The 18,826-nt window shown below is 72.0% G+C and carries 17 protein-coding genes and 2 pseudogenes; 6 read left to right on the top strand and 13 right to left on the bottom strand.

Annotated elements, in window-relative coordinates; all coding sequences use genetic code 11:
* Positions 1-159 precede the first annotated feature (159 nt).
* A complete protein-coding gene (locus tag ACFWVP_RS17410; RefSeq protein WP_384497519.1) occupies positions 160-1,344 on the bottom strand; it encodes a S8 family serine peptidase in 1,185 nt (394 codons plus the stop codon).
* Between the two features lie 387 nt (positions 1,345-1,731).
* On the opposite strand from ACFWVP_RS17410, the gene ACFWVP_RS17405 reads away from it, so the two are divergent.
* The 3 genes from ACFWVP_RS17405 to ACFWVP_RS17395 all read left to right on the top strand — a co-directional run bounded on the left by ACFWVP_RS17405 (position 1,732) and on the right by ACFWVP_RS17395 (position 5,815).
* Positions 1,732-5,040, top strand: a complete 3,309-nt coding sequence (locus ACFWVP_RS17405; protein WP_384497518.1) for a right-handed parallel beta-helix repeat-containing protein — start codon at positions 1,732-1,734, stop codon at positions 5,038-5,040.
* Positions 5,041-5,152: 112 nt separating this feature from the next.
* On the top strand, positions 5,153-5,668 hold the full coding sequence (locus tag ACFWVP_RS17400; RefSeq protein WP_384497516.1) for a GNAT family N-acetyltransferase: 516 nt from the start codon (positions 5,153-5,155) through the stop codon (positions 5,666-5,668).
* A 27-nt stretch (positions 5,669-5,695) separates the two neighbouring features.
* Positions 5,696-5,815 (top strand): DUF4259 domain-containing protein, encoded by a 120-nt coding sequence (locus ACFWVP_RS17395; protein WP_384497515.1) that lies wholly within the window; start codon positions 5,696-5,698, stop codon positions 5,813-5,815.
* On the opposite strand, the pseudogene ACFWVP_RS17390 reads toward ACFWVP_RS17395, so the two are convergent.
* The 8 genes and pseudogenes from ACFWVP_RS17390 to ACFWVP_RS17355 form a co-directional block, all read right to left on the bottom strand.
* Positions 5,790-6,304, bottom strand: a pseudogene (locus tag ACFWVP_RS17390) (Uma2 family endonuclease). The gene ACFWVP_RS17395 and the pseudogene ACFWVP_RS17390 sit on opposite strands and share 26 nt — an antisense overlap.
* A 197-nt stretch (positions 6,305-6,501) precedes the next feature.
* Complete coding sequence (gene serC, locus ACFWVP_RS17385) at positions 6,502-7,620, bottom strand: phosphoserine transaminase (RefSeq protein ID WP_384497513.1); 1,119 nt, start codon at positions 7,618-7,620, stop codon at positions 6,502-6,504.
* A gap of 95 nt (positions 7,621-7,715) precedes the next feature.
* Positions 7,716-8,924: a cytochrome P450 gene (locus tag ACFWVP_RS17380; protein ID WP_384497511.1), complete on the bottom strand. Its 1,209-nt coding sequence runs from the start codon at positions 8,922-8,924 to the stop codon at positions 7,716-7,718.
* Positions 8,921-10,156: a cytochrome P450 gene (locus tag ACFWVP_RS17375; RefSeq protein ID WP_384497509.1), complete on the bottom strand. Its 1,236-nt coding sequence runs from the start codon at positions 10,154-10,156 to the stop codon at positions 8,921-8,923. Before ACFWVP_RS17375 ends, ACFWVP_RS17380 begins: the two co-directional genes overlap by 4 nt.
* A complete protein-coding gene (locus ACFWVP_RS17370) occupies positions 10,153-10,812 on the bottom strand; it encodes an ATP/GTP-binding protein (protein WP_384497507.1) in 660 nt (219 codons plus the stop codon). Before ACFWVP_RS17370 ends, ACFWVP_RS17375 begins: the two co-directional genes overlap by 4 nt.
* Positions 10,793-11,164, bottom strand: a complete 372-nt coding sequence (locus ACFWVP_RS17365) for a DUF742 domain-containing protein (RefSeq protein ID WP_384497505.1) — start codon at positions 11,162-11,164, stop codon at positions 10,793-10,795. Before ACFWVP_RS17365 ends, ACFWVP_RS17370 begins: the two co-directional genes overlap by 20 nt.
* Positions 11,161-11,610: a roadblock/LC7 domain-containing protein gene (locus ACFWVP_RS17360; protein ID WP_384497503.1), complete on the bottom strand. Its 450-nt coding sequence runs from the start codon at positions 11,608-11,610 to the stop codon at positions 11,161-11,163. Before ACFWVP_RS17360 ends, ACFWVP_RS17365 begins: the two co-directional genes overlap by 4 nt.
* The gene (locus tag ACFWVP_RS17355; RefSeq protein WP_384497501.1) at positions 11,607-13,142 is read right to left on the bottom strand and encodes a sensor histidine kinase; all 1,536 of its coding nucleotides are present in this window, start codon (positions 13,140-13,142) and stop codon (positions 11,607-11,609) included. Before ACFWVP_RS17355 ends, ACFWVP_RS17360 begins: the two co-directional genes overlap by 4 nt.
* Positions 13,143-13,574: 432 nt before the next feature.
* Between ACFWVP_RS17355 and ACFWVP_RS17350 the strand changes: the two genes are divergently transcribed.
* Positions 13,575-15,368, top strand: a complete 1,794-nt coding sequence (locus ACFWVP_RS17350) for an LCP family protein (protein WP_384497499.1) — start codon at positions 13,575-13,577, stop codon at positions 15,366-15,368.
* Positions 15,369-15,494: 126 nt separating this feature from the next.
* On the opposite strand, the gene ACFWVP_RS17345 is transcribed toward ACFWVP_RS17350, so the two are convergent.
* Entirely contained in the window at positions 15,495-16,379 is an 885-nt protein-coding gene (locus tag ACFWVP_RS17345) for a LysR family transcriptional regulator (protein ID WP_384497497.1), read from the bottom strand.
* 141 nt (positions 16,380-16,520) lie between these two features.
* On the opposite strand from ACFWVP_RS17345, the gene ACFWVP_RS17340 reads away from it, so the two are divergent.
* Both ACFWVP_RS17340 and ACFWVP_RS17335 read left to right on the top strand, forming a co-directional pair.
* Entirely contained in the window at positions 16,521-17,477 is a 957-nt protein-coding gene (locus ACFWVP_RS17340) for a DMT family transporter (RefSeq protein ID WP_384497496.1), read from the top strand.
* A gap of 16 nt (positions 17,478-17,493) precedes the next feature.
* The gene (locus tag ACFWVP_RS17335) at positions 17,494-17,661 is read left to right on the top strand and encodes a hypothetical protein (protein WP_384497494.1); all 168 of its coding nucleotides are present in this window, start codon (positions 17,494-17,496) and stop codon (positions 17,659-17,661) included.
* A 15-nt stretch (positions 17,662-17,676) separates the two neighbouring features.
* Here ACFWVP_RS17335 and ACFWVP_RS17330 read toward each other — a convergent pair whose 3' ends face one another.
* The 3 genes and pseudogenes from ACFWVP_RS17330 to ACFWVP_RS17320 form a co-directional block, all read right to left on the bottom strand.
* Positions 17,677-18,111, bottom strand: a complete 435-nt coding sequence (locus ACFWVP_RS17330) for a PIN domain-containing protein (protein WP_384497493.1) — start codon at positions 18,109-18,111, stop codon at positions 17,677-17,679.
* Positions 18,108-18,350: a CopG family transcriptional regulator gene (locus ACFWVP_RS17325; protein ID WP_384497491.1), complete on the bottom strand. Its 243-nt coding sequence runs from the start codon at positions 18,348-18,350 to the stop codon at positions 18,108-18,110. The genes ACFWVP_RS17330 and ACFWVP_RS17325 overlap by 4 nt, the downstream gene beginning before the upstream one ends.
* A 106-nt stretch (positions 18,351-18,456) precedes the next feature.
* Positions 18,457-18,811: pseudogene (locus ACFWVP_RS17320) on the bottom strand (helix-turn-helix domain-containing protein); the annotation flags it as partial.
* Between the last annotated feature and the right edge of the window lie 15 nt (positions 18,812-18,826).

Raw genomic sequence — 18,826 nt, 5'->3', positions numbered from 1 at the left:
CTTTCGGGCGCCCCGCCCCTGCGGCCGGCCTATGCCGGCCCTAAGCACCCTCGGGGGCGCCCCCGCACCGCCTCTTCGGGGGTCCCGTCGGCTCCCGTGTTCCAGCGAGGTCCCGCACCGGGCCCGGCGCGGGAGCAGGTGTCCGGGGAGCAGGCCCCGTCAGCTGCCCGCCGGGCGCCAGTTCCGTGCCCGGCCGCGCGGGATCACCACCGCGCCCGCCGCGACCAGCAGCAGCAGCCCGGCACCCGCCGCCGCCACCACCAGCGCGCGGGTGCGCGGCTCCGCGGCGGGCGGGGCCGGTACCACCGCGGGTTCCGGCCGGGGCGTCGCGCCCTTCGCGTCCGTCAGTACGGTCGTCAGCGCCGCGTACGGGTCGAGGCGGGGCGGGGCCGCCGGGTACGCCGCCTCCGTCAGGCGGCGCGAGACCTCCGCGGCCTTCAACTCCGGGTAGCGCGCCCGCACCAGCGCCGCCGCCCCCGCCACGTGCGCGGCGGCGAACGAGGCGCCCGAGCCGATGAAGTGGCCCGAGCCCTTCGGGCCGATGCTCACCACCGAGTCGCCGGGCGCGGCCAGGTCCGCTCCGCCCACCAGGGGCGCGTCGGCCGGCCGCCCGCCGTCCGGCCCGTAGTCCATCACCGCCAGTGCGCCCGGAGCCGACGCGGGCCAGTACCAGGGCGCCGGCTCGGCGTTCCTCGGCAGCGCGTCGGGTGCCACCGGGGCCACCACCAGGGCGTCCTTGCCGCTCGCGTACGCGACCGCGTCCGTCAGCTGCGCCTTGCCGTCGGCCAGGGCCGCGGCGACGTAGATGACGGCGGCGCCCTCGTCCGCCGCCTGGCGTATCCCGTCGGCGACCTGGTCCACCGAGGTCTCGCCGCGCTCGCCCGTGCCGCGTACGGCCAGGATCCTGGCCTGCGGCGCCAGCCCCGCCGGGCCCCCGTCGTCGCCGGGCTTCGCCGCGATCAGGCCGGCCACGAACGTGCCGTGTCCGACGCAGTCCTCGCCGGCCGTCCCGAGCGCGGTCACCCGCCCCGACAGCGCGGGCGCACCCTCGGCGACCCCCGTGTCCACGACCGCGACCGTCGTCCCGGAACCCTGGGAGAGCGGCCGGGCGCGGGACATGCCCAGGGCGCCCAGCGTCCAGGGCTCGGCCGTTGCCTTCTTGCTCGAGACCGAGGCGCACAGCTCGTCCTCCGCCAGGGCGGAGCGGACGAGCGGCAGACTCACGGAGTCGGCCGCGGCGGGCCCGGTCCCGAGGGCGCCCAGCGCGGCCGCGGTCATCAGCAGGGTGGCGGCCACAGCCGAGGCCCGGGGGCGGCGGCGGGAGGGAATTCGGGCGCGGGGCATGGCGCGTATGATAGGTGCCGCGTGTGACGGAGCGTCGATCGGGACGTGACCGCGGACGACGACCGGGATGTACGGCGGTCGTCCACGGGGCTCACCCACGGGGCGTACGCACGCGTCGGCCTGTGTGACGTGCGACACATCGTCTCGCCGCAACCACTTCCGCCGTACCACCCCAGCGGCCCACCAACCGTGCTGACTCATCGTGTACTCGTCCGAAGTCACCTGATCTCGTCCGAACTCCCCGGTCCTTTCTGGAACATCGCCATACCGGTCCCGTAGCCTTCGTCGCGTGCGCACAGCCGTACCCACCCGGACGCGGAACAGTTCCTGTTGCCCCGCGGGTGGGAGAGACGCGCGGCGGCGACACCACGATGAGGAGGAACGAGCGTGTCACGGCAGTTGCTCAGGGTCGGGTCGGGACAGCCGGACAGCTTCCGTACGATCGGTGATGCCCTGGACCAGGCACGCACGGGTGCGGTGATCCGGGTACAGCCCGGCCGCTACCCGGAGAACCTCACGGTCAGGACGCGGGTCACCATCGTCGCCGACGGGGACCCGGGCAGCGTCGACATCTGTCCGCGCCGGGGCTCCGCCGTCATCCTCGTCGCCGACGCCGTCATGCTCACCGACCTGACGCTGCGAGGCGGGAGCGAGGACCTGCCGGTGGTCGACGCGCCGCGCGGCCAGATCGCGATGGACGGCTGTACGGTCATCGGCTCCGGCTGGACGGCCGTCCTGGCCCGCGACACCGGCTCGGTGGCCATGCGCGACTGCCGGGTCAGCAACCCGAAGGGCGCCGGGATCGTGGACTCCGCGCCCACGGGCAGCGTCATCGCCGGCTGCCTCATCGAGAACCTCGGCACGTCCGGCGTCGTCATCGGCGCGGAGGCGCGGACGACGGTACGGGACTGCCGGATCCGTGACGCCCGCGCCAACGGCGTGCTGACCTCCGACGAGGCGCAGGGCCTGGTGGAGGACTGCGACATCTCCGGCACGCAGAAGCCGTCCATCGCCCTGGAGGGCAGCAGCAGCACCAGGATCGTGCGCACCTCGGTGCACGACACCACCGTCGGCGTCTACATCACCAGTTCCGCCCGCCCGGTGCTGGAACACGTCACCGTCAGCGACACCTCGGGGCCCGGCATCATGCTGGCCGCGAGCGCCGACCCGGAATTCCTCAACTGCCGTACCTCACGCACCGAGGGCAACGGCCTCACCGTCACCGAGCGCTCCAGGGGCACCTTCCAGGACTGCCAGTTCGACACCTCCACCACGGCCGCGATCCGGGTGACCACCTCCAGCGCGCCCTCCCTGCTCGGCTGCGCGGTGCGCGACTGCGCGGACGTGGGCGGCGCCGTGCTGCTGGAGGAGGAGTCGTCGGCGGAGTTCGACGACCTGCTGGTCACGGACTCGGCCGGCACCGGCATACGGATACGCACCGGCGCCGACCCGCTGCTGCGCCGCGCGCGGATCACCTCGCCGGGCGGCCACGGCGTCGAGGTGACCGAGGACGGGCGCGGCCGGCTGGAGCACTGCGAGATAGACCGGGCGGGCGGGGCCGCGGTACGGATCGTCTCGGGCGGCAACCCCGACATCCGCGAAACGGTCATGCGGGAGGCGACCGACGCCACCGTCTCCATCGGCCCGCAGGGACGGGCCGCCCTCCAGGACTGCCGTATCGAGTCCGCCAAGGCCGGCGGTGTCACGGTGGACAACGGCGGCCAGCTCGCCGTCCTGCGCGTCCACGTCACCGACAGCGGCGCCCACGGCGTCCTGCTCTCCGACGGAGCCCGCGCCACCCTCACCTCCTCCCAGGTCATCGGCAGCGTCGGCGACGGCATCCGGGTCGACAGCGCCGAGCCCGTCACGATCACCGACTGCGCCGTCCGCGACAACCGGGGCGCGGGCCTCAAGCAGACGAGGGTGAACGAACGGCTCACGGTGGAGGGCCTGAACAGCGCGGGCAACGTGACCCCGGACGCGTGGGGCGACACCCTGCCGCTGGATGCCGCGAACGGCGGGGCCGGTGACTCCGCCAAGGGGCCCGAGGGCCCGCTGGAGGAGCTGGAGTCGCTGGTCGGCCTGACCGAGGTCAAGGACCAGGTGCGGACCCTCGTCAACCTCAACCAGCTCAACCAGCGCCGCGCGCAACTGGGCATGCCCGTACCCCAGATGAGCCGACACCTCGTCTTCTCCGGACCGCCCGGCACCGGTAAGACCACGGTGGCCCGGCTGTACGGCGGCATCCTCGCTGATCTGGGAGTCCTGAGATCCGGGCACTTGGTCGAGGTCTCCCGGGCCGACCTGGTCGCACAGGTCATCGGCGGTACGGCCATCAAGACGACCGAGGCGTTCAACGAGGCCCTCGGCGGTGTGCTGTTCATCGACGAGGCGTACACGCTGCTCTCCGACAGCAAGGGCTCCGGCGCCGACTTCGGCCGGGAGGCGGTCGACACGCTGCTGAAGCTGATGGAGGACCACCGCGACGACGTGGCCGTCATCGCCGCCGGATACACCGGCGAGATGAGCACCTTCCTCACCTCCAACCCTGGCCTGGCCTCCCGCTTCACCCGCACCATCGAGTTCGCCAACTACTCGGTCGACGAGCTGGTCACGATCACCGAGAACATGTGCACGGGGCACCGCTACGCACTCGACCCCCGGACCCGGGACGTTCTCGCCCTGCACTACGAACGCATGCCGCGTGACGCCACGTTCGGCAACGGCCGTGCCGCGCGCCGGGTGTTCGAGGAGATGGTGGACCGGCAGGCCTCCCGGCTCGCCTCCATGACGAACCCGGCGGAGAGCGACCTCACCCTCCTGCTGCCCGATGACGTGGCGACGGACGGCGGCGCCGCTGCGGACGACGGCCCCGGCTCCGAACAACTGCTCGCGGAGCTGCACGCCATGACCGGCCTCACGGCGGTCAAGAACGAGGTGACCGCCCTGGTCAACCTGCTCACCGCGACGAAACAACGCAAGGCCGCCGGCCTGCCCACCCCGAGGATCAGCAACCACCTCATCTTCTCCGGGCCCCCCGGTACGGGTAAGACCACGATCGCGCGCCTTTACGCGGACCTGCTGCGCTCCCTCGGTGTCCTGCCCAAGGGCCAGCTGGTCGAGGTCGCCCGCGCCGACCTGGTGGGACGGTACGTGGGTCACACCGCGCAGCTCACCAAGGAGGCGTTCGAGCGCGCCATGGGCGGTGTGCTGTTCGTCGACGAGGCGTACACGCTCACCCCGGAGGGCGCGACGTCGGACTTCGGCCGGGAGGCCGTCGACACGCTCCTGAAGCTGATGGAGGACCACCGCGACGAGGTCGTCGTCATCGCCGCCGGCTACACACGCGAGATGCGCCGCTTCCTCGACTCCAACCCCGGCCTGGCCTCGCGTTTCTCGCGGACGGTGGAGTTCGAGAACTACTCCACGGACGACCTGCTGGAGATTCTGGTCAAGCAGGCCACCGGCTACGGCTACGACTGCTCCCCGGCGGCCATGGCCGCCCTGCGCGACTACATGGACTCCCTGCCGCGCGACAACGCCTTCGGCAACGCGCGTACGGCCCGCCAGGTCCTGGAGGGGATGATGACCCGGCACGCGGGCCGCATAGGCGCGATGTCCGCCCCCGGCCTGGACGACCTGCGGCTGCTGCTGCCCGAGGACCTGCCCCCGGAGGCCGCGGTGGTACGCCACTGACGTGCGGACGCGTCCCGCGCCGCCCCGGTGCGGGACGCGCCCGGACGTGGTCGAACGGTCATGGGGCACCCACCCGTGCCGCCCGCCTGCCCCAGCTGCCAGGGTCGTGCCCATGCCCGGACCAGAACCCTTCGCCACCGCCCGCCTCGACGCGCTGCCGCTCGATCCCGCGTACGCCGACGAGATGGCCACCGTCCTCGCGGACCCCTCCCTGCACACGTACACGGGAGGTGCCCCGGAGGACGCCGACACCCTGCGCGCCCGCTACGCCCGCCAGAGCGCAGGCTCGCCCGACCCCGCCGAGCTCTGGTGGAACTGGGTGCTCCGGGTACGTACCGACGGCCGCCTGGCCGGCTACGCACAGGCGACCGTGCGCGGTGCGCGGGCCGAGGTGGCCTGGGTGATCGGGGCCGAACGGCAGGGCCTGGGCTACGCGAAGGAGGCGGCGGTCGCCCTGGTCCGGCACCTGCTGGACGGGGGGACGGTCCGTACGGTGATCGCCCACATCCACCCGGACCACACCGCGTCCGCCACGGTGGCCGCGGCGGCGGGACTGGCACCCACCGAGGAACGGGAGGACGGCGAGGTGCGGTGGCGCCTGGACGAGGCCGGGGCCGGCCTGGGCTGAGGCCGGTTGTCAGTGGTGGGCGGCAGGATGGTGACACCGACCGAGGAGGGGGCTCCGACGGGGACCTGGGGCATGGGCCATTTCGACAGCGACACCGCCGCGGACTTCGCGGGGAATCTCTTTACGCGCGGGGGCGTCCGGCCTTGACCAGGGCGGCCACGTCGAGCGTCACCTCGGCGCCGATCGACTCCGGCAGCGTGACCGTCTGACCGAGGGCGTAGACCTGGTGGCTGTCGTACGCGCCGTCGGCGGGGGCGGTCAGGACATGGATCCGGCCGTGCCTGCGGTCGACGATCACGTACGCCGGGACCTTCGCCTCGGCGTAGGAGGTGACCTTGTCGCGCAGATCGTTGTTGTGATTACTGGAGGTGACCTCCAGCACGAGACGGAACACGGCCGGGTCGTAGCGGTTGTTCTCGATCAGGTGCTCGTCGAAGTCGGCGTCGACGACGGCCAGGTCCGGGACGGCGTAGTCCTCGGGGCCGCTGGGCAGCCACATGCCGATCCCCTGGAGGACCTCTGTCTCCCCGTCGTCGAGGCCGGCCCCGATGAAGGGCCGCATGAGCTTGGTCAGCGCACGGGCGTGCGGGCCGTCCGGGGAAGCAGCTCCATGAGGTGGCCGGCCGTCACGAGCATGGGTTACGGCTCATCGTCACAGGGGTGCTCGACTGCGGCTGCAGACATTGCGGGCCTCCTGGAACGGCTGGAGTCGAGACCATCATCGTAGGACGGCACGCACGAACTCGTCCGGTAGGCGGTGCGCCACCCGGTCGAGTGAAGCAGAGACGGCCCCGCACTCATCACTGTGCGGGGCCGCCCCGTACGCGTCGGTGCTACAGCTTGTCGATCACGTAGTCGACGCAGGCCGTCAGCGCCTGGACGTCCGCCGGGTCGATCGCCGGGAACATCGCCACGCGCAGCTGGTTGCGGCCCAGCTTGCGGTAGGGCTCCGTGTCGACGATGCCGTTGGCGCGGAGCACCTTCGCGATCGCCGCCGCGTCGATGCCGTCCTCGAAGTCGATCGTGCCGATGACCTGCGAGCGCTTCGCCGGGTCGGTGACGAACGGCGTCGCGTACTTGGACTCCTCGGCCCAGCCGTACAGGTGCTGCGACGAGGCGGCCGTACGGCCGGTGGTGAAGTCAAGCCCGCCCTGGGTGTTCATCCACTTCAGCTGCTCGTTCAGCAGGAAGAGCGTGGCGAGCGCCGGGGTGTTGTACGTCTGGTTCTTCAGGGAGTTGTCGATCGCCGTGGGCAGCGAGAAGAACTCCGGGACGTGCCGGCCGGAGGCGTGGACACGCGCGGCGCGCTCCAGGGCCGCCGGGGAGAAGACGCCGATCCACAGGCCGCCGTCGGAGGCGAAGGACTTCTGCGGGGCGAAGTAGTAGACGTCCGTCTGGGTGATGTCGACCGGCAGGCCGCCCGCACCGGAGGTGGCGTCCACCAGAACGAGTGCACCCTCGTCGGCACCGACGACCCGCGTGATCGGGGCGGCGACACCGGTGGAGGTCTCGTTGTGGGTGAAGGCGTAGACGTCGACGCCCGCCTCGGCCCTCGGGTCCGGGTGGGTGCCCGGGTCGGAGGCGATGACGGTCGGGTCGGCCAGCCACGGGGCGAGCTTGGCGGCCTTCGCGAACTTGGACGAGAACTCGCCGAAGTTCAGGTGCTGGGACTTGTTCTCGATGAGACCGTGCGTCGCGACGTCCCAGAAGGCGGTGGACCCGCCGTTGCCCAGGACGACCTCGTATCCCTCGGGGAGGGAGAAGAGGCTGCGCACACCGTCACGTACCTCGCCGACCAGGTTCTTGACCGGGGCCTGGCGATGGGACGTACCGAGAAGGGAGGTGCCCGTGGCGGCCAGCGCGTCGAGCGCCTCCGTCCGCACCTTGGAGGGTCCGGCGCCGAAACGTCCGTCGGCGGGCTTGATGTCAGCGGGAATCTGGATATCGGCCACGAGCCGGAGCGTAGTCCCTCCGTGACCCGGTCCGGGACCGTGTCCGTCGGATGAGACGAGCACCACCCGGCCCGTGGACGGTGTGCGGCGGGCCGTCAGCCCAGGTCGACCGGGAGCTCGTACAGGTCGTTCTGGGTCACGATCGGCTTGTTGCGCAGCTCGGAGGCCGGTACCGCGAGGTCCAGCTCGGGGAAGCGCTCGTACAGCGCGGGGAGGGCCACACCGGCTTCCATTCGGGACAGCGCGGCACCGGGGCAGACGTGCGGGCCGTGGCCGAACGCGATGTGGCGGTTCGGGGAGCGGGTGATGTCGAAGTCCCCCGCGGTCGGACCGTACTGCCGCTCGTCGCGGCCGAGCGCGCCGAAGGAGACGATCAGTGCCTCACCCTTGGGCAGGATCCGGTCGCCGACCTCGATGTCCTCGGTCGCGAACCGGATGAGGACGTGCGAGGTGGGCGTGTTCCAGCGCAGGGTCTCCTCGATCACGTTCTCCCACGGCACCTCCCCGTTCAGCACGCGCTCGCGCTGCTCGGGGTGCGTCTGGAGCGCCTCCACGACGTTGACGATCAGGCTGATCGTGGTCTCGTGGCCGGCCGCGATGATCAGCTGCAGTGTGTTGACGATCTCCTCGTCGGTGAGGTGGTCGCCGCCCTCGGAGGCGGCGATCAGCGCGCTCGTCAGGTCATCGCCCGGGTTCGCCCGCTTGCCGTCCACGATCTTCGTGAAGAGGGTGCCGAGGTCCGCCATCATCTGCGGCACCTCCTCGGGCGGGGTCTGCGTCGAGAAGAACTTCTCGAAGAGCTCCTTCAGCCGCGGGTGGTCGGCCGCGTCCACGCCCATCAGCTCGCTGATGACGTTCATGGGCAGCGGGTAGGCGAACTCGGCCTTCAGGTCGACGCGCTCGCCCTTGGGCAGCGCGGCCAGCCGGTCCAGGCTCGCGTTCGTCAGCGCCTCGATGCCCGCCCGCAGCCGCTCCACCCGCTTCACGGTCAGCGCCTGCGCGACCAGGGTGCGCAGCCTGCGGTGCTCCGTGCCGTCCACGGTCAGCATGGACCGGCCCGGGTTGGCCAGACCGATCAGCGGCCAGTCCATGGGGATCTCGCCGCGCTGCCAGGCGGTCCAGACATCGATGTCCTTGACCACACGGCTGTCGGTGAGCAGCTGACGCGCCTCGGCGTGATGCGTGACCGCGTAGCAGTGCACCCCGCCGGGGAGCTCCACCTCGGCCAGCGGACCGGCGGCGCGCAGCGCGGCGCTCTCGCCGTCGAGGTCGGCGACGAAGGGATCGAGGACGATCCGGGTCATTTCTGGCCTCCAAGTGCGGGGGTCGGGGTGAAGTGCACCGGCAGGTCCGTCAGTCCGCGCAGCCACGGCGACGGGCGCCGGGTCAACTGCTCCTCGGGCACGTCGAGGTCGATGTCCGGGAGCCGGTCCAGGAGCACCTCGATGCCCGTACGGGCGATGACCTCGGCGGTCTCCTGGGCGGGGAACGGGCAGCGGTGCTCGCCGTGGCCGAAGGAGAGGAAGGCGTTGTTGCCACCGGTGAGCGTGGAGCCGTCGGTGCGTACCTGCGGGTCGCCGTTGGCGGCGGCGATGCCGAGGAGCAGCATGTCGCCGGCGCGGATGTGGCGTCCGCCGAGGTGGGTGTCGCGGGAGGCCCAGCGGCCGGCCACGTTCTGGGTGGGGGTGTCCTCCCAGAGGACCTCGTTCATCGCCTCGGCGACGCTGTGCCGGCCGCCGGAGAGCGAGGCGGCGAAGCGGTCGTCGGTCAGCATCAGCCGCAGCGAGTTGCCGATCCAGTCGGCGGTCGGCTGGTGGCCGGCGGCCATCATGACCATGAGGTCCTGGGCGACCTCCTCGTCGGTGAAGCCGCCCGGGTCCTCCAGCATCCTGGTGGCGACGTCGTCGCCGGGCTCGGCGTGCTTGTCGGCGAGGAGCTGGAACATGGCACCGCCGAGGTGCTGCTGGCCGGCCAGGGCCCGCTCGGTGCCGTTGATCATGTCGTTGAGCGCGCCCACGAGCGGCCCCCCGACCTCGTCGCTGAACCCGTAGAGCTTCGCCAGGACCCGGGCGGGGAGCAGCATCGCGTACTCGGCGATGATGTCGGTCCGCCCGGTCGCGCAGAACGCGTCGATGAGGCTGTCGGCGAACTCCTCGGCGTACCCCTTCAGCGCGAACGGGTCGACGGCCTCCAGGGCGTTGCTGATCATGCCCGCGCGGACGGTGTGCCGCTCACCGACCGTGTAGAGGATCGACGGCTGCTTGCGGCCGATCATCGGCAGCAGCGGCCAGCCGTCCGGGATGTTGTCCCACTGGTTCCACAGCTCGGAGTCCCGGCTGAAGAGCACCGGGTCGTTGGTGACCTGGTGAAGCTCGCGGTAGCCGACGATCAGCCAGGCGGGTATGTCCCCGTCGAGCACGACCGGGGCCACGGCGCCGTGGTCGCGGCGCATGTCCCGGTACAGCTGCACGGGGTCGGTCTGGAACCGTGGCCCCGACAGGGGTTCGGAACCGTGGGGCACGGGGCACCGGGTCACAGGGTCGGCTCCGGGGTCTTTGCGGCCGCCGGGGCAGGGCTTCCTGCCAGGGCCGCGTCGGCGGCCTTCGCCCGGGCGACGGAGAGTGCGTGGAGGTGTTCGACGAGCGTGATCAGGACGTACTTGCTGGAGGACCGGTCCCGGGCGTCGCACTCGACGAGCGGGACGTCGGGGGAGAGGTCCAGCGCCTCGCGGATCTGCTGCTCGGAGTGGAGCGGGCCGCCGAAGTCGTTGCACGCGACGATGAACGGGGTGCCGTGGTGCTCCAGCCGGTCGATCGCGTACCAGGAGTCGGCGAGACGCCGGGTGTCGACGAGGACGACGGCCCCCAGGGTCCCGGAGAAGAGGCGGTCCCACAGGAACCAGAAGCGTTCCTGTCCGGGGGCGCCGAAGAGGTAGAGGACCGAGCGCGCGTCGAGGGTGATCCGGCCGAAGTCGAAGGCGACCGTGGTGGACGTCTTCGACTGCACACCGTCGAGGTGGTCGACGGCCTCGCCCGCGCGGGTCATGGTCTCTTCGGTGTTGAGCGGACGGATCTCGCTCACGGAACGGACCATGGTGGTCTTGCCGACACCGAAGCCGCCGACGACGACGATCTTCAGTCCGTTGTCGGCTGTCGCCTGAAGGGCGGCACGGTCAGAGGTTGCGGAGTCCAACGAGTACCTGTTCCAAGGTGTCGGTGTCGGGGAGCCGGTCCGCGACACGGGCAGTACGGGGGTGGCGGGCGCTGATCCGGCCGGTGTCGAGCAGGTCGCAGAGCATGATGCGGACGATGCTGACGGGCAGGTTCAGGGTTGCCGAGATCTCCACCACCGCGGTGGGCCGTTGGCACATCCGCAGGATCGCGACGTGCTCCGACTGCATCCCGGGGTTCGGATCGCATTCGGCGACGACGAGCGTCACCAGGTCGAACGCGGCCGAGTCGGACCTGCTGCGGCCACCCGTGAGGGTGTACAGCCGGTCCGGATCGTCGTCGCGTCCGGGGCGGGGGCGCGGCACCGATGTCATACGTCCGCGGTTTCCGCGGCGTGGGCCGCTGCGTCGTCCGCCTCGGCGGGGCTCCGGGGCGGGGCCACGAGGTATTCGCCGAGCTGCTCGACGAGTTCGCTCATGTTGTGGCCGACGAGGCCGACGTCGGAGTCCTCCGCCGCCACGACCGCGAGGTGGGCGCCCGCGCCGGCCTCGACGATGAACAGCACGCCGCCGTAGAACTCGGCCATCGCGGACCGTACGCCGCCGGTGCCGTCACCGAACTCGATGGAGGCGCCGTGCGACAGGCTCTGGATCCCGGCCGAGATCGCGGCCAGCTGATCGGCCTGGTCGACGGAGAGCTCGGGGGTACGGCACAGCTTCAGGCCGTCCCGGGACAGGACCAGGGCGTGCCGGGCGCCGGGCGTGCGGTCCAGGAGCCCCTCCAGCAGCCAGTTGAGCTTCTCGTCGGTGGTCGCGGTCATCGGGTGTTGCCTTCCGGGTGCGGGGAGTTGGCTCGTACCGCCTGGCTGAAGGTGCTGAAGCGCGCGGCCTGGACCTTCGGGTCGGTGGCACGGGGCCGGGGGGAGTCGGCGCCGCCGGGAGTGGCATTGCCGGTACGGGATTCGGCGGCGGCCAGGGTGCGGCCGCGGCGGCGCTTGGGCAGACCGCTGTCACCGAACTGGGGCACGGCACCGGTGGACTCGGACGCGGACTCCGGGACGGGCGCGGACGCGGATTCCCGCGTGGAGTCCTGCGCGGCCACGGTCACGGAACCCGGCGCGGACCCGGTCGCGGACCCGGTCGACGGTTCGGCGGAGCCCGGTGCGGCGGCCGACGAGTGGTCCGGTTCCGGCTCGGGGCGGCCGGCCGGAGCCGCCGGTGCGGGGACGGGGGCACGGGAGATGAGCTCCTGCGGCAGCATCATCAGCGCGCCCGTACCGCCGCGCGCCGACGGCCGGAAGGAGACGGTCAGACCGTGCTTGCGGGCCAGCCGGCCGACGACGGCGAGGCCGAGGCGGGTGCCGGAGAGGCCCGTGAGGTCCTGGTTCTCGGCGGACACGGCACGCTCCGCGCGGCGCAGCTGCACGTCGCTCATCACCAGGCCGCTGTCCTCGACGGTGACGACGATGCCGGCCGGGACCTCCTCGACGTACACATGTACCTCGGCGGTGGGCGGCGAGAAGTTGGCGGCGTTGTCGAGGAGCTCCGCGAGCGCGTGCATGACGCCCTCGGCGGCGTGACCGGCGATCGCCACGTCACTGGTGGAGTGCAGGCGGATGCGCTGGTAGCTGCCGATCCGGCCCATCGCGCCGCGCAGGATCGACTCCATGACGATCGGCTTCGCCCAGCGGCGCCCCGAGCGGGCACCGGTCAGCACGGCGATGGAGTCGGCGAGGCGGCCCGCCTGGGCGGTGCGGTGGTCCAGGTGCAGCAGGTCCCCGAGCACGTCCTCGGCGGTGTGCCGGTGTTCCATCTCGCGCAGGTCGGCCAGCATGCTCGTGGACAGGGCCTGCATGCGGCCCGCGGCGTTGGCACAGGCGGCGACGGCCGCGGCGCGCTCGGTCTCGCTGCGCCGGGCACGGGCGGTGAGCCGGGCGACCTCGGCGGTGAGACGGCCGCCGCGCTCGGCGGCCTCCTCGGTGGCGCGGGCGACCAGGCCGTTGGCCTCGGCGGTGACCCGGGCGGTCTCGGCTGCGGCGGCGGCCCTGATCCGGGCCGTCTCCGCGGTGAAGCGCTGCGCCTCGGCGGCGGAGGACGAGACGAGCCGGGAGGTCTCGGCGGTGAAGCGTTCGGAGTCGGCGGCCCGCAACGCGCGAAGGTTGCGTGCCGTCGCGAGCGTGTGGACGGTGACGGTCACCGCGGCGCACAGCAGTACGGCAGCGGCGCTCGCTCCCCAGAACAACGGGGTCCGTACCGAGGTGGGAGCGGCGGCGACCGCCCACAGGCACAGGGAACCGGTGACGGCTGCCGAGATCAGCAGGGCGAGCGCGGTTGGCCGGAGTGAAGGGCGCAATCGGAGTCCTCGGGGCGGACGGTTCGGGGGAAGGGACAATCGGGACACTCGGCGCGGCTGGGGTGAAAGAACCACAACTGGAGCTGATTGTTCCTGATCAAGTCACGGCAACTATAGGAGAATTGGCGAGTTGTTTGGGGATTCCTTGTGGCCACTTCTGTTTGGAATGTGGCTTGAAGGCGACTCTTGCCGGGTGTTGCAGGTCCTGTTGCGGGGGTGAACGAGTGGGGCGAGCGGGGAATGAGTGCCGTTTGTAGTGTTACGCCCGCTATGGGGGGCTTGATTTATCACGATCGTCGCTCAGGAGCGGGTGGCCAGCTAATGTGAGCGCTCCGGTGCAGCCGACCCCCAGGTCGCGCACTGCCGTATGACACACCGCGCGCCTTGAAGGGGGAGGCGCCGTGTGGGCCCCGACGGAGGACGCAGGCAACCGTGGACGCGCAAGGCCGTGGGCGGGACGAGGGAATCGACCCCGCAGACCAATGGGTACTCAACCCGGACACCGGTGATTACGAACTGCGACTGACCCCCTCCACAGGGCGATCGGTCGCACCGTCCTCCCCGGGAGGCGCCGCGGCCACGCCGTCGCCGCGCCGCCGCTCGAAGCCCGCACCACCGCCCCCGGGCGAGCGGGCCTCCGTACCGGGACAGCGCGACGGGCGCGGAGACGCCGACGCGCGTGACGACGACGACGCGCAGCCGGAGCGGAAGCCGGGCGGGCGGGCCGCGAACCGGTCCGGTGGCAGGGGTGCCACGACGTCCACCGGGCGCCGCAGGACGAAGCAGAAGAAGTCCGGCAAGAAGAAGGCCCTGGTGTGGACCGGTGGCGTACTGGCGTTCCTGCTGGTGGGCGTCGGGACCACGGGCTACTTCGTGTACGAGCACTTCAACGGCAACATCACGTCCGTCTCCAGCGACGGCGCCGGGACCGGCGGATTCAGCAAGGACCGGCCCATCAACATCCTGGTGATCGGGACCGACAAGCGGACCGGTGCGGGGAACGAGGGTTACGGGGACGCGGAGAGCGTCGGCCATGCCGACACGACGATCCTCTTCCACGTCTCCAAGGACCGTACGAACGCCACCGCGCTGAGCATTCCGCGTGACCTGATAGCGACCATCCCGGACTGTCCGACGAGGCAGAGCGACGGCTCGACGAAGGACATCCCGGGGACCGAGGGCGACCGATTCAACACGAGTCTCGGGCAGTCCGAGCGGACGCCCAGCTGCACCATGCGCACCGTCACGGAACTGACCGGCATGAAGGTCGACCACTTCATGGTGGCCGACTTCAACGCGGTCAAGACCCTGACCACCGCCGTCGACGGCGTGGAGATCTGCCTCGACAAGGACATCAACGACAAGAAGTCCCGCCTGAAGCTGACGAAGGGCGAGCACAACCTCCAGGGCGAGGACGCGCTGTCCTTCCTGCGCACCAGGTACTCCGTCGGCTTCGGCAGCGACCTGAGCCGGATCGAGCTCCAGCAGCAGTTCCTGGGCTCGCTCATGCGCAAGCTGAAGTCCAACGACACCCTGACCAGCCCCACCAAGATGTGGAGCCTCGCCGAGGCGGCCACCAAGGCGCTCACCGTCGACGACAAGATCGCCGAGATAAACGAGCTGCGCAAGCTGGGCATGGAGCTGGCCTCGGTCGACCCGAAGAACATCACCTTCACCACGGTGCCGGTGCTGGACAACCCGAACGACAAGGCCACCGTCATCCTCGACGAGTCCAAGGCGCCTCAGGTGTTCTCGATGATGCGTGAGGACGTCTCCTTCACCGCGGTGGAGAAGCAGGAGAAGGCCGCGGCGAAGGCGGCGGCCGCCGCCAAGCTCAAGGGCGAGATGGCCGACCCGGCGGACGTGCGGGTCGACGTCTACAACGGCGGTGCCCCGGCCGGGTCCGCGCAGAACGCCCTGGACTGGCTGCAGAACGAGGAGGGCGTGCTGAAGTCCACCAACAAGGCCAACGCCCCCCAGGACGTCAAGAGGACCCAGCTCGTCTACGCCCCCAACCAGGCGGACCAGGCGCGCCGGCTGGCCGACCTGATGGGCCTGTCGGCCTCGGTCATGAAGCCGACGAAGACGGACGCGGGCGAGATGGACCCGATGGTGCTGACCCTGGGCCCCGACTTCACGGAGGCGGGCACCCCGCTGTCCGCCCCGGACAAGGCCCCGGCCGACATCCAGCAGGTCCAGGCGGACAAGGCGGTCTGCGCGAAGTAGGCCCCCCGCGCTGGCCCGCCGGCCGTGCGGGCGCGGGCCCGCCGGACCCCGGAAGCCCCCGGCCCTCTCGCGGGGGTCCGGGGGCTCCGGGCCGCGTGGGGCGGGCCCTCGGCTGCCGCGGGCGCCTCAGCGCCCGCGCTCGACGATCTCCCGTGCGAGCGCGAAGAGCCGCGGAAGCGCGGGGTGGCCGGGACCGTCCCGGCGGGCCAGCAGGACGGGCAGCGGCGGGGCGTCGTCGAGGAGCCGGTACGCGACCCCGGCGTGCGGATGCATGTCGGCCGTGGACGCGCCGGACACCCCCGCCCCGCGCCCGGCGGCGATGGCGGCGAGCCAGTCGTCGGTGTTGGCGACGGTGACCGTGGCGACCGGCCGCGCGTCCCGGGGCCACAGGTCGAGCGTGGTGGTGCCGGAGACGCTGTTCAGGACGACGGCGTCCCCGGCCAGGTCCGCAAGCGTCAGCGACCCGTGGGCCGCGAGCGGCCCGTCGGCGGTGACGGCGGCCACCCGGGCCTCGGTGAACAGCACCTCGGCGACGAGTCCCGGCGCGTCCACCGGCCCCCGCAGGAGCGCGGCGTCGACCTCGCCCCGCGTCAGCCCCGCCGTACGGTCGTCGATCCGCCGCAGTTCGAGCGGGGTCGCCGGGTCCCGCTCCTGCCAGGTCCGCAGCAGCGGCGTGGTGTACGGGCCGAACGCCGACCAGGCGTGCCCGAGCCGCAGCGGCCGGTGACGCGGCCGCCCGGGATCGACGGCCTCGTCGAAGGCGCCGACCGCGGCGGCGGCCTTGTCCCGGAAGAGGACACCCTCGGCGGTGAGGGCGAGATGGTGCGTGGACCGGTCGACGAGACGGACGCCCAGATGCCTCTCCAGGGCGGCCAGCGTCCGCGAGACGACGGGCTGGGTCAGCCGGAGCCTGCCGGCTGCCCGTGTGACGTTGCCCTCGTCGGCGATCGCGAGGAAGGCGCGCAGATGGCGCACCTCGATACCGCGCCCGCCGCCCTGTCCAGTGCTCATGCGTGGGGAGCATAACGGGAGCGCAATCGGCATTTCACGCGAGGCGCGCGCGTCTCTACCGTGAGCAGGGGGAGGGTGCGGCACCGGTGCCGTATCGTGGACCTTTCAGTGCACTCCAGTGAACTTTCCGAAAGGTGTCAGGTGAACGACCCGCGCAGCACCGCAGAGCCGGCCGCAGCCGTCGCCGTACCGGAGGCGGTGTCCGCGCTCGACGAGCCCGGTCATGGCCGCCCCGGCGCCCGCGGGGCGGCGCTCGGGCCGGTCGCCCTGGTGGTCGCGGGCGGGCTCTCCGTGCAGTTCGGGGCGGCGGTCGCGGTCCTGCTGATGCCGAGGGCGGGCGCGCTCGGTGTGGTCACCCTGCGTCTCGCCGCCGCCGCGCTCGTCCTGCTGGTCGTCTGCCGCCCCAAGCTGCGCGGTCACTCGCGCGCGGACTGGGGCACGGTGGTGGCGTTCGGCGTCGTGATGGGCGCGATGAACACGCTCTTCTACCAGGCCGCCGAGCGCATCCCGCTGGGCGCCGCCGTCACCCTGGAGGTGCTGGGCCCGCTGGTCCTCTCGGTGGTCGCCTCCCGCCGCCTGGCCAACCTGGTCTGGGCGGGCCTGGCACTCGGCGGCGTCGTCCTGCTGAGCGGCGGGGGCTTCGACCGGCTGGACCCGGTCGGAGCGGCGTACGCGCTGGGGGCGGGCGCCATGTGGGCGGCGTACATCGTCTTCAGCGCACGCACCGGCCGCCGCTTCCCGCAGGCCGACGGCCTGGCCCTGGCGATGGTGGTGGCGGCGGTCCTCTCGCTGCCCCTCGGCATCATGGAGGCCGGATCGAGACTCCTGGTCCCGTCCACGCTGGCACTGGGCGCGGCGGTGGCCGTGCTGAGCTCGGTCCTCCCGTACACCCTGGAGCTCATGGCCCTGCGCAGGCTGCCCGCTCCCACCTTCGCGATCCTGATGAGCCTGGAACCCGCCATCGCCGCCGCGGCCGGCTTCCTCATCCTCGACCAGGCACTCTCCACGACGGACGCCCTGGCCATCGCCCTGGTCATCGGCGCGAGCATGGGCGCGGTGCGCGCCGCCTCGCGGAGAGGGACGATGGAAGGGACCTGAGGAAGGAGGCCCGCGCATGGGATCCACGAAGGGAACCGATGAGTACGACGGGCTGTACGCGCACACCCCCTCGCAGGCCGAGGGCGAACGCGACGAACCCACCGACCGCCGCCGGGCCTCCGAGACCCACCCGGACGTCCCACGGACCGAACCCTCCCAGGCGGAGGGGGGCCGCACGGAGTAGGCCCCGGGCCGGCCCTCAGCCGTCGGCCGGCAGGATGCGGAACGAGGCGAAGCCGGGGGTCAGAGGCGTGATGGCCCGGAAGTCCCGCTGGTCGAGGGTGAAGATGCGGTCGGTCCTGTACCGGTCGGCGAGGACGACGCCCACCGCGTCCGCGAGATCAAGCCTCAGCCCCTCGTACGTCCGGCGGACCTGATGGGCCGCACCGAGGTCCGCGGACTTCAGCTCGGCCAGCCTGTACTGGCCGTCCGCCATGCGTGAGTTCAGGGCCTCCATCACCTGCATCGCCGCCGGGAAGCCGAGATCCCGGTGCACCAGGTGATCGAGTTCGGTGACGACGAGCGGCGAGACGGCGAGCCGCTCACGCTCCAGGACCCTCGCTGCCTCGTGGTGCTCCGGCTGTGCAGCGTCGAAGGCGGCGTACAGGGCGGACGTGTCGGCGACGATGATCAACGGCGTGCCGCTCGTTCCTTGATGTGCTCGTAGACGGAGTCGTCCATCGCGTCGGGGCTGAGCGGGCGCCCGCTGTCGAAGACCGGAAGCTTCCGGGTCCCCTTGGGCCGCTCCGCGTTCTCCAGGAGCATCGCGATGCCCCGTCGGATCAGCTCGGCCTTGCTGACCCCGGTGGCCGACGACTCGGCGTCCAGCCGCACTTCCAGGTCCTCCGGGAGGTACACCGTCGTCTTTATCATGCCTCCAAAATACCACCTGCCATACGTAGGGCACCTCGGCCTGGCTACGGCCCGCCCGCCACAGCGCGCGGGCCGTAGCCACGGTTGCGGTACCGACGAGGCCGGGCGGACCCGACCGCTGCCGCAGTACTTCGTCGGGGTACCGCTGGCGCCGGAAACCTGCCCGTCGCACGCGAGCATGGCCGAGCCCGCCGCGCCGGGCGACCACCTCCAGGCGGGCCTCGCCCCGTTCGGTCAGCCGGCAGGCCAGGGCGAGGCGTTCCCCCGTGAGCCACGCCGGCGGCGTCGTGCCCAGCTGGGCACGGAAGCGGCGGTGCGGCGTCGCGGGGCTGACGGCCGCCCGTGCCGCCGGCTCCGCCACCGTGAGGGGTGAGTCCAGCCGCTCCCGGGCTCCAGGCCGGCACCGGCGCCAGGGACTCGTCCGGCAGGTCGGGCATGGGGCGCTCCACGAACTGCTGCTGAGCGCACGGTCCTGC

Origin of the sequence: Streptomyces sp. NPDC058637 (genome assembly GCF_042717325.1) — a bacterium.
Lineage (GTDB): Bacteria > Actinomycetota > Actinomycetes > Streptomycetales > Streptomycetaceae > Streptomyces.
Note: the sequence above shows the minus strand (reverse complement) of the source record. Positions and strands in the feature narration are given on the sequence as shown.

What these genes read in the sequence shown, in the direction of transcription:
- ACFWVP_RS17410 (WP_384497519.1), bottom strand. Translation starts at nt 1,344, where the DNA reads ATGCCCCGCGCCCGAATTCCCTCCCGCCGCCGCCCCCGGGCCTCGGCT.
- ACFWVP_RS17400 (WP_384497516.1), top strand. Translation starts at nt 5,153, where the DNA reads ATGCCCGGACCAGAACCCTTCGCCACCGCCCGCCTCGACGCGCTGCCG.
- ACFWVP_RS17395 (WP_384497515.1), top strand. Translation starts at nt 5,696, where the DNA reads ATGGTGACACCGACCGAGGAGGGGGCTCCGACGGGGACCTGGGGCATG.
- ACFWVP_RS17380 (WP_384497511.1), bottom strand. Translation starts at nt 8,924, where the DNA reads ATGACCCGGATCGTCCTCGATCCCTTCGTCGCCGACCTCGACGGCGAG.
- ACFWVP_RS17365 (WP_384497505.1), bottom strand. Translation starts at nt 11,164, where the DNA reads ATGACATCGGTGCCGCGCCCCCGCCCCGGACGCGACGACGATCCGGAC.
- ACFWVP_RS17360 (WP_384497503.1), bottom strand. Translation starts at nt 11,610, where the DNA reads ATGACCGCGACCACCGACGAGAAGCTCAACTGGCTGCTGGAGGGGCTC.
- ACFWVP_RS17345 (WP_384497497.1), bottom strand. Translation starts at nt 16,379, where the DNA reads ATGAGCACTGGACAGGGCGGCGGGCGCGGTATCGAGGTGCGCCATCTG.
- ACFWVP_RS17335 (WP_384497494.1), top strand. Translation starts at nt 17,494, where the DNA reads ATGGGATCCACGAAGGGAACCGATGAGTACGACGGGCTGTACGCGCAC.
- ACFWVP_RS17325 (WP_384497491.1), bottom strand. Translation starts at nt 18,350, where the DNA reads ATGATAAAGACGACGGTGTACCTCCCGGAGGACCTGGAAGTGCGGCTG.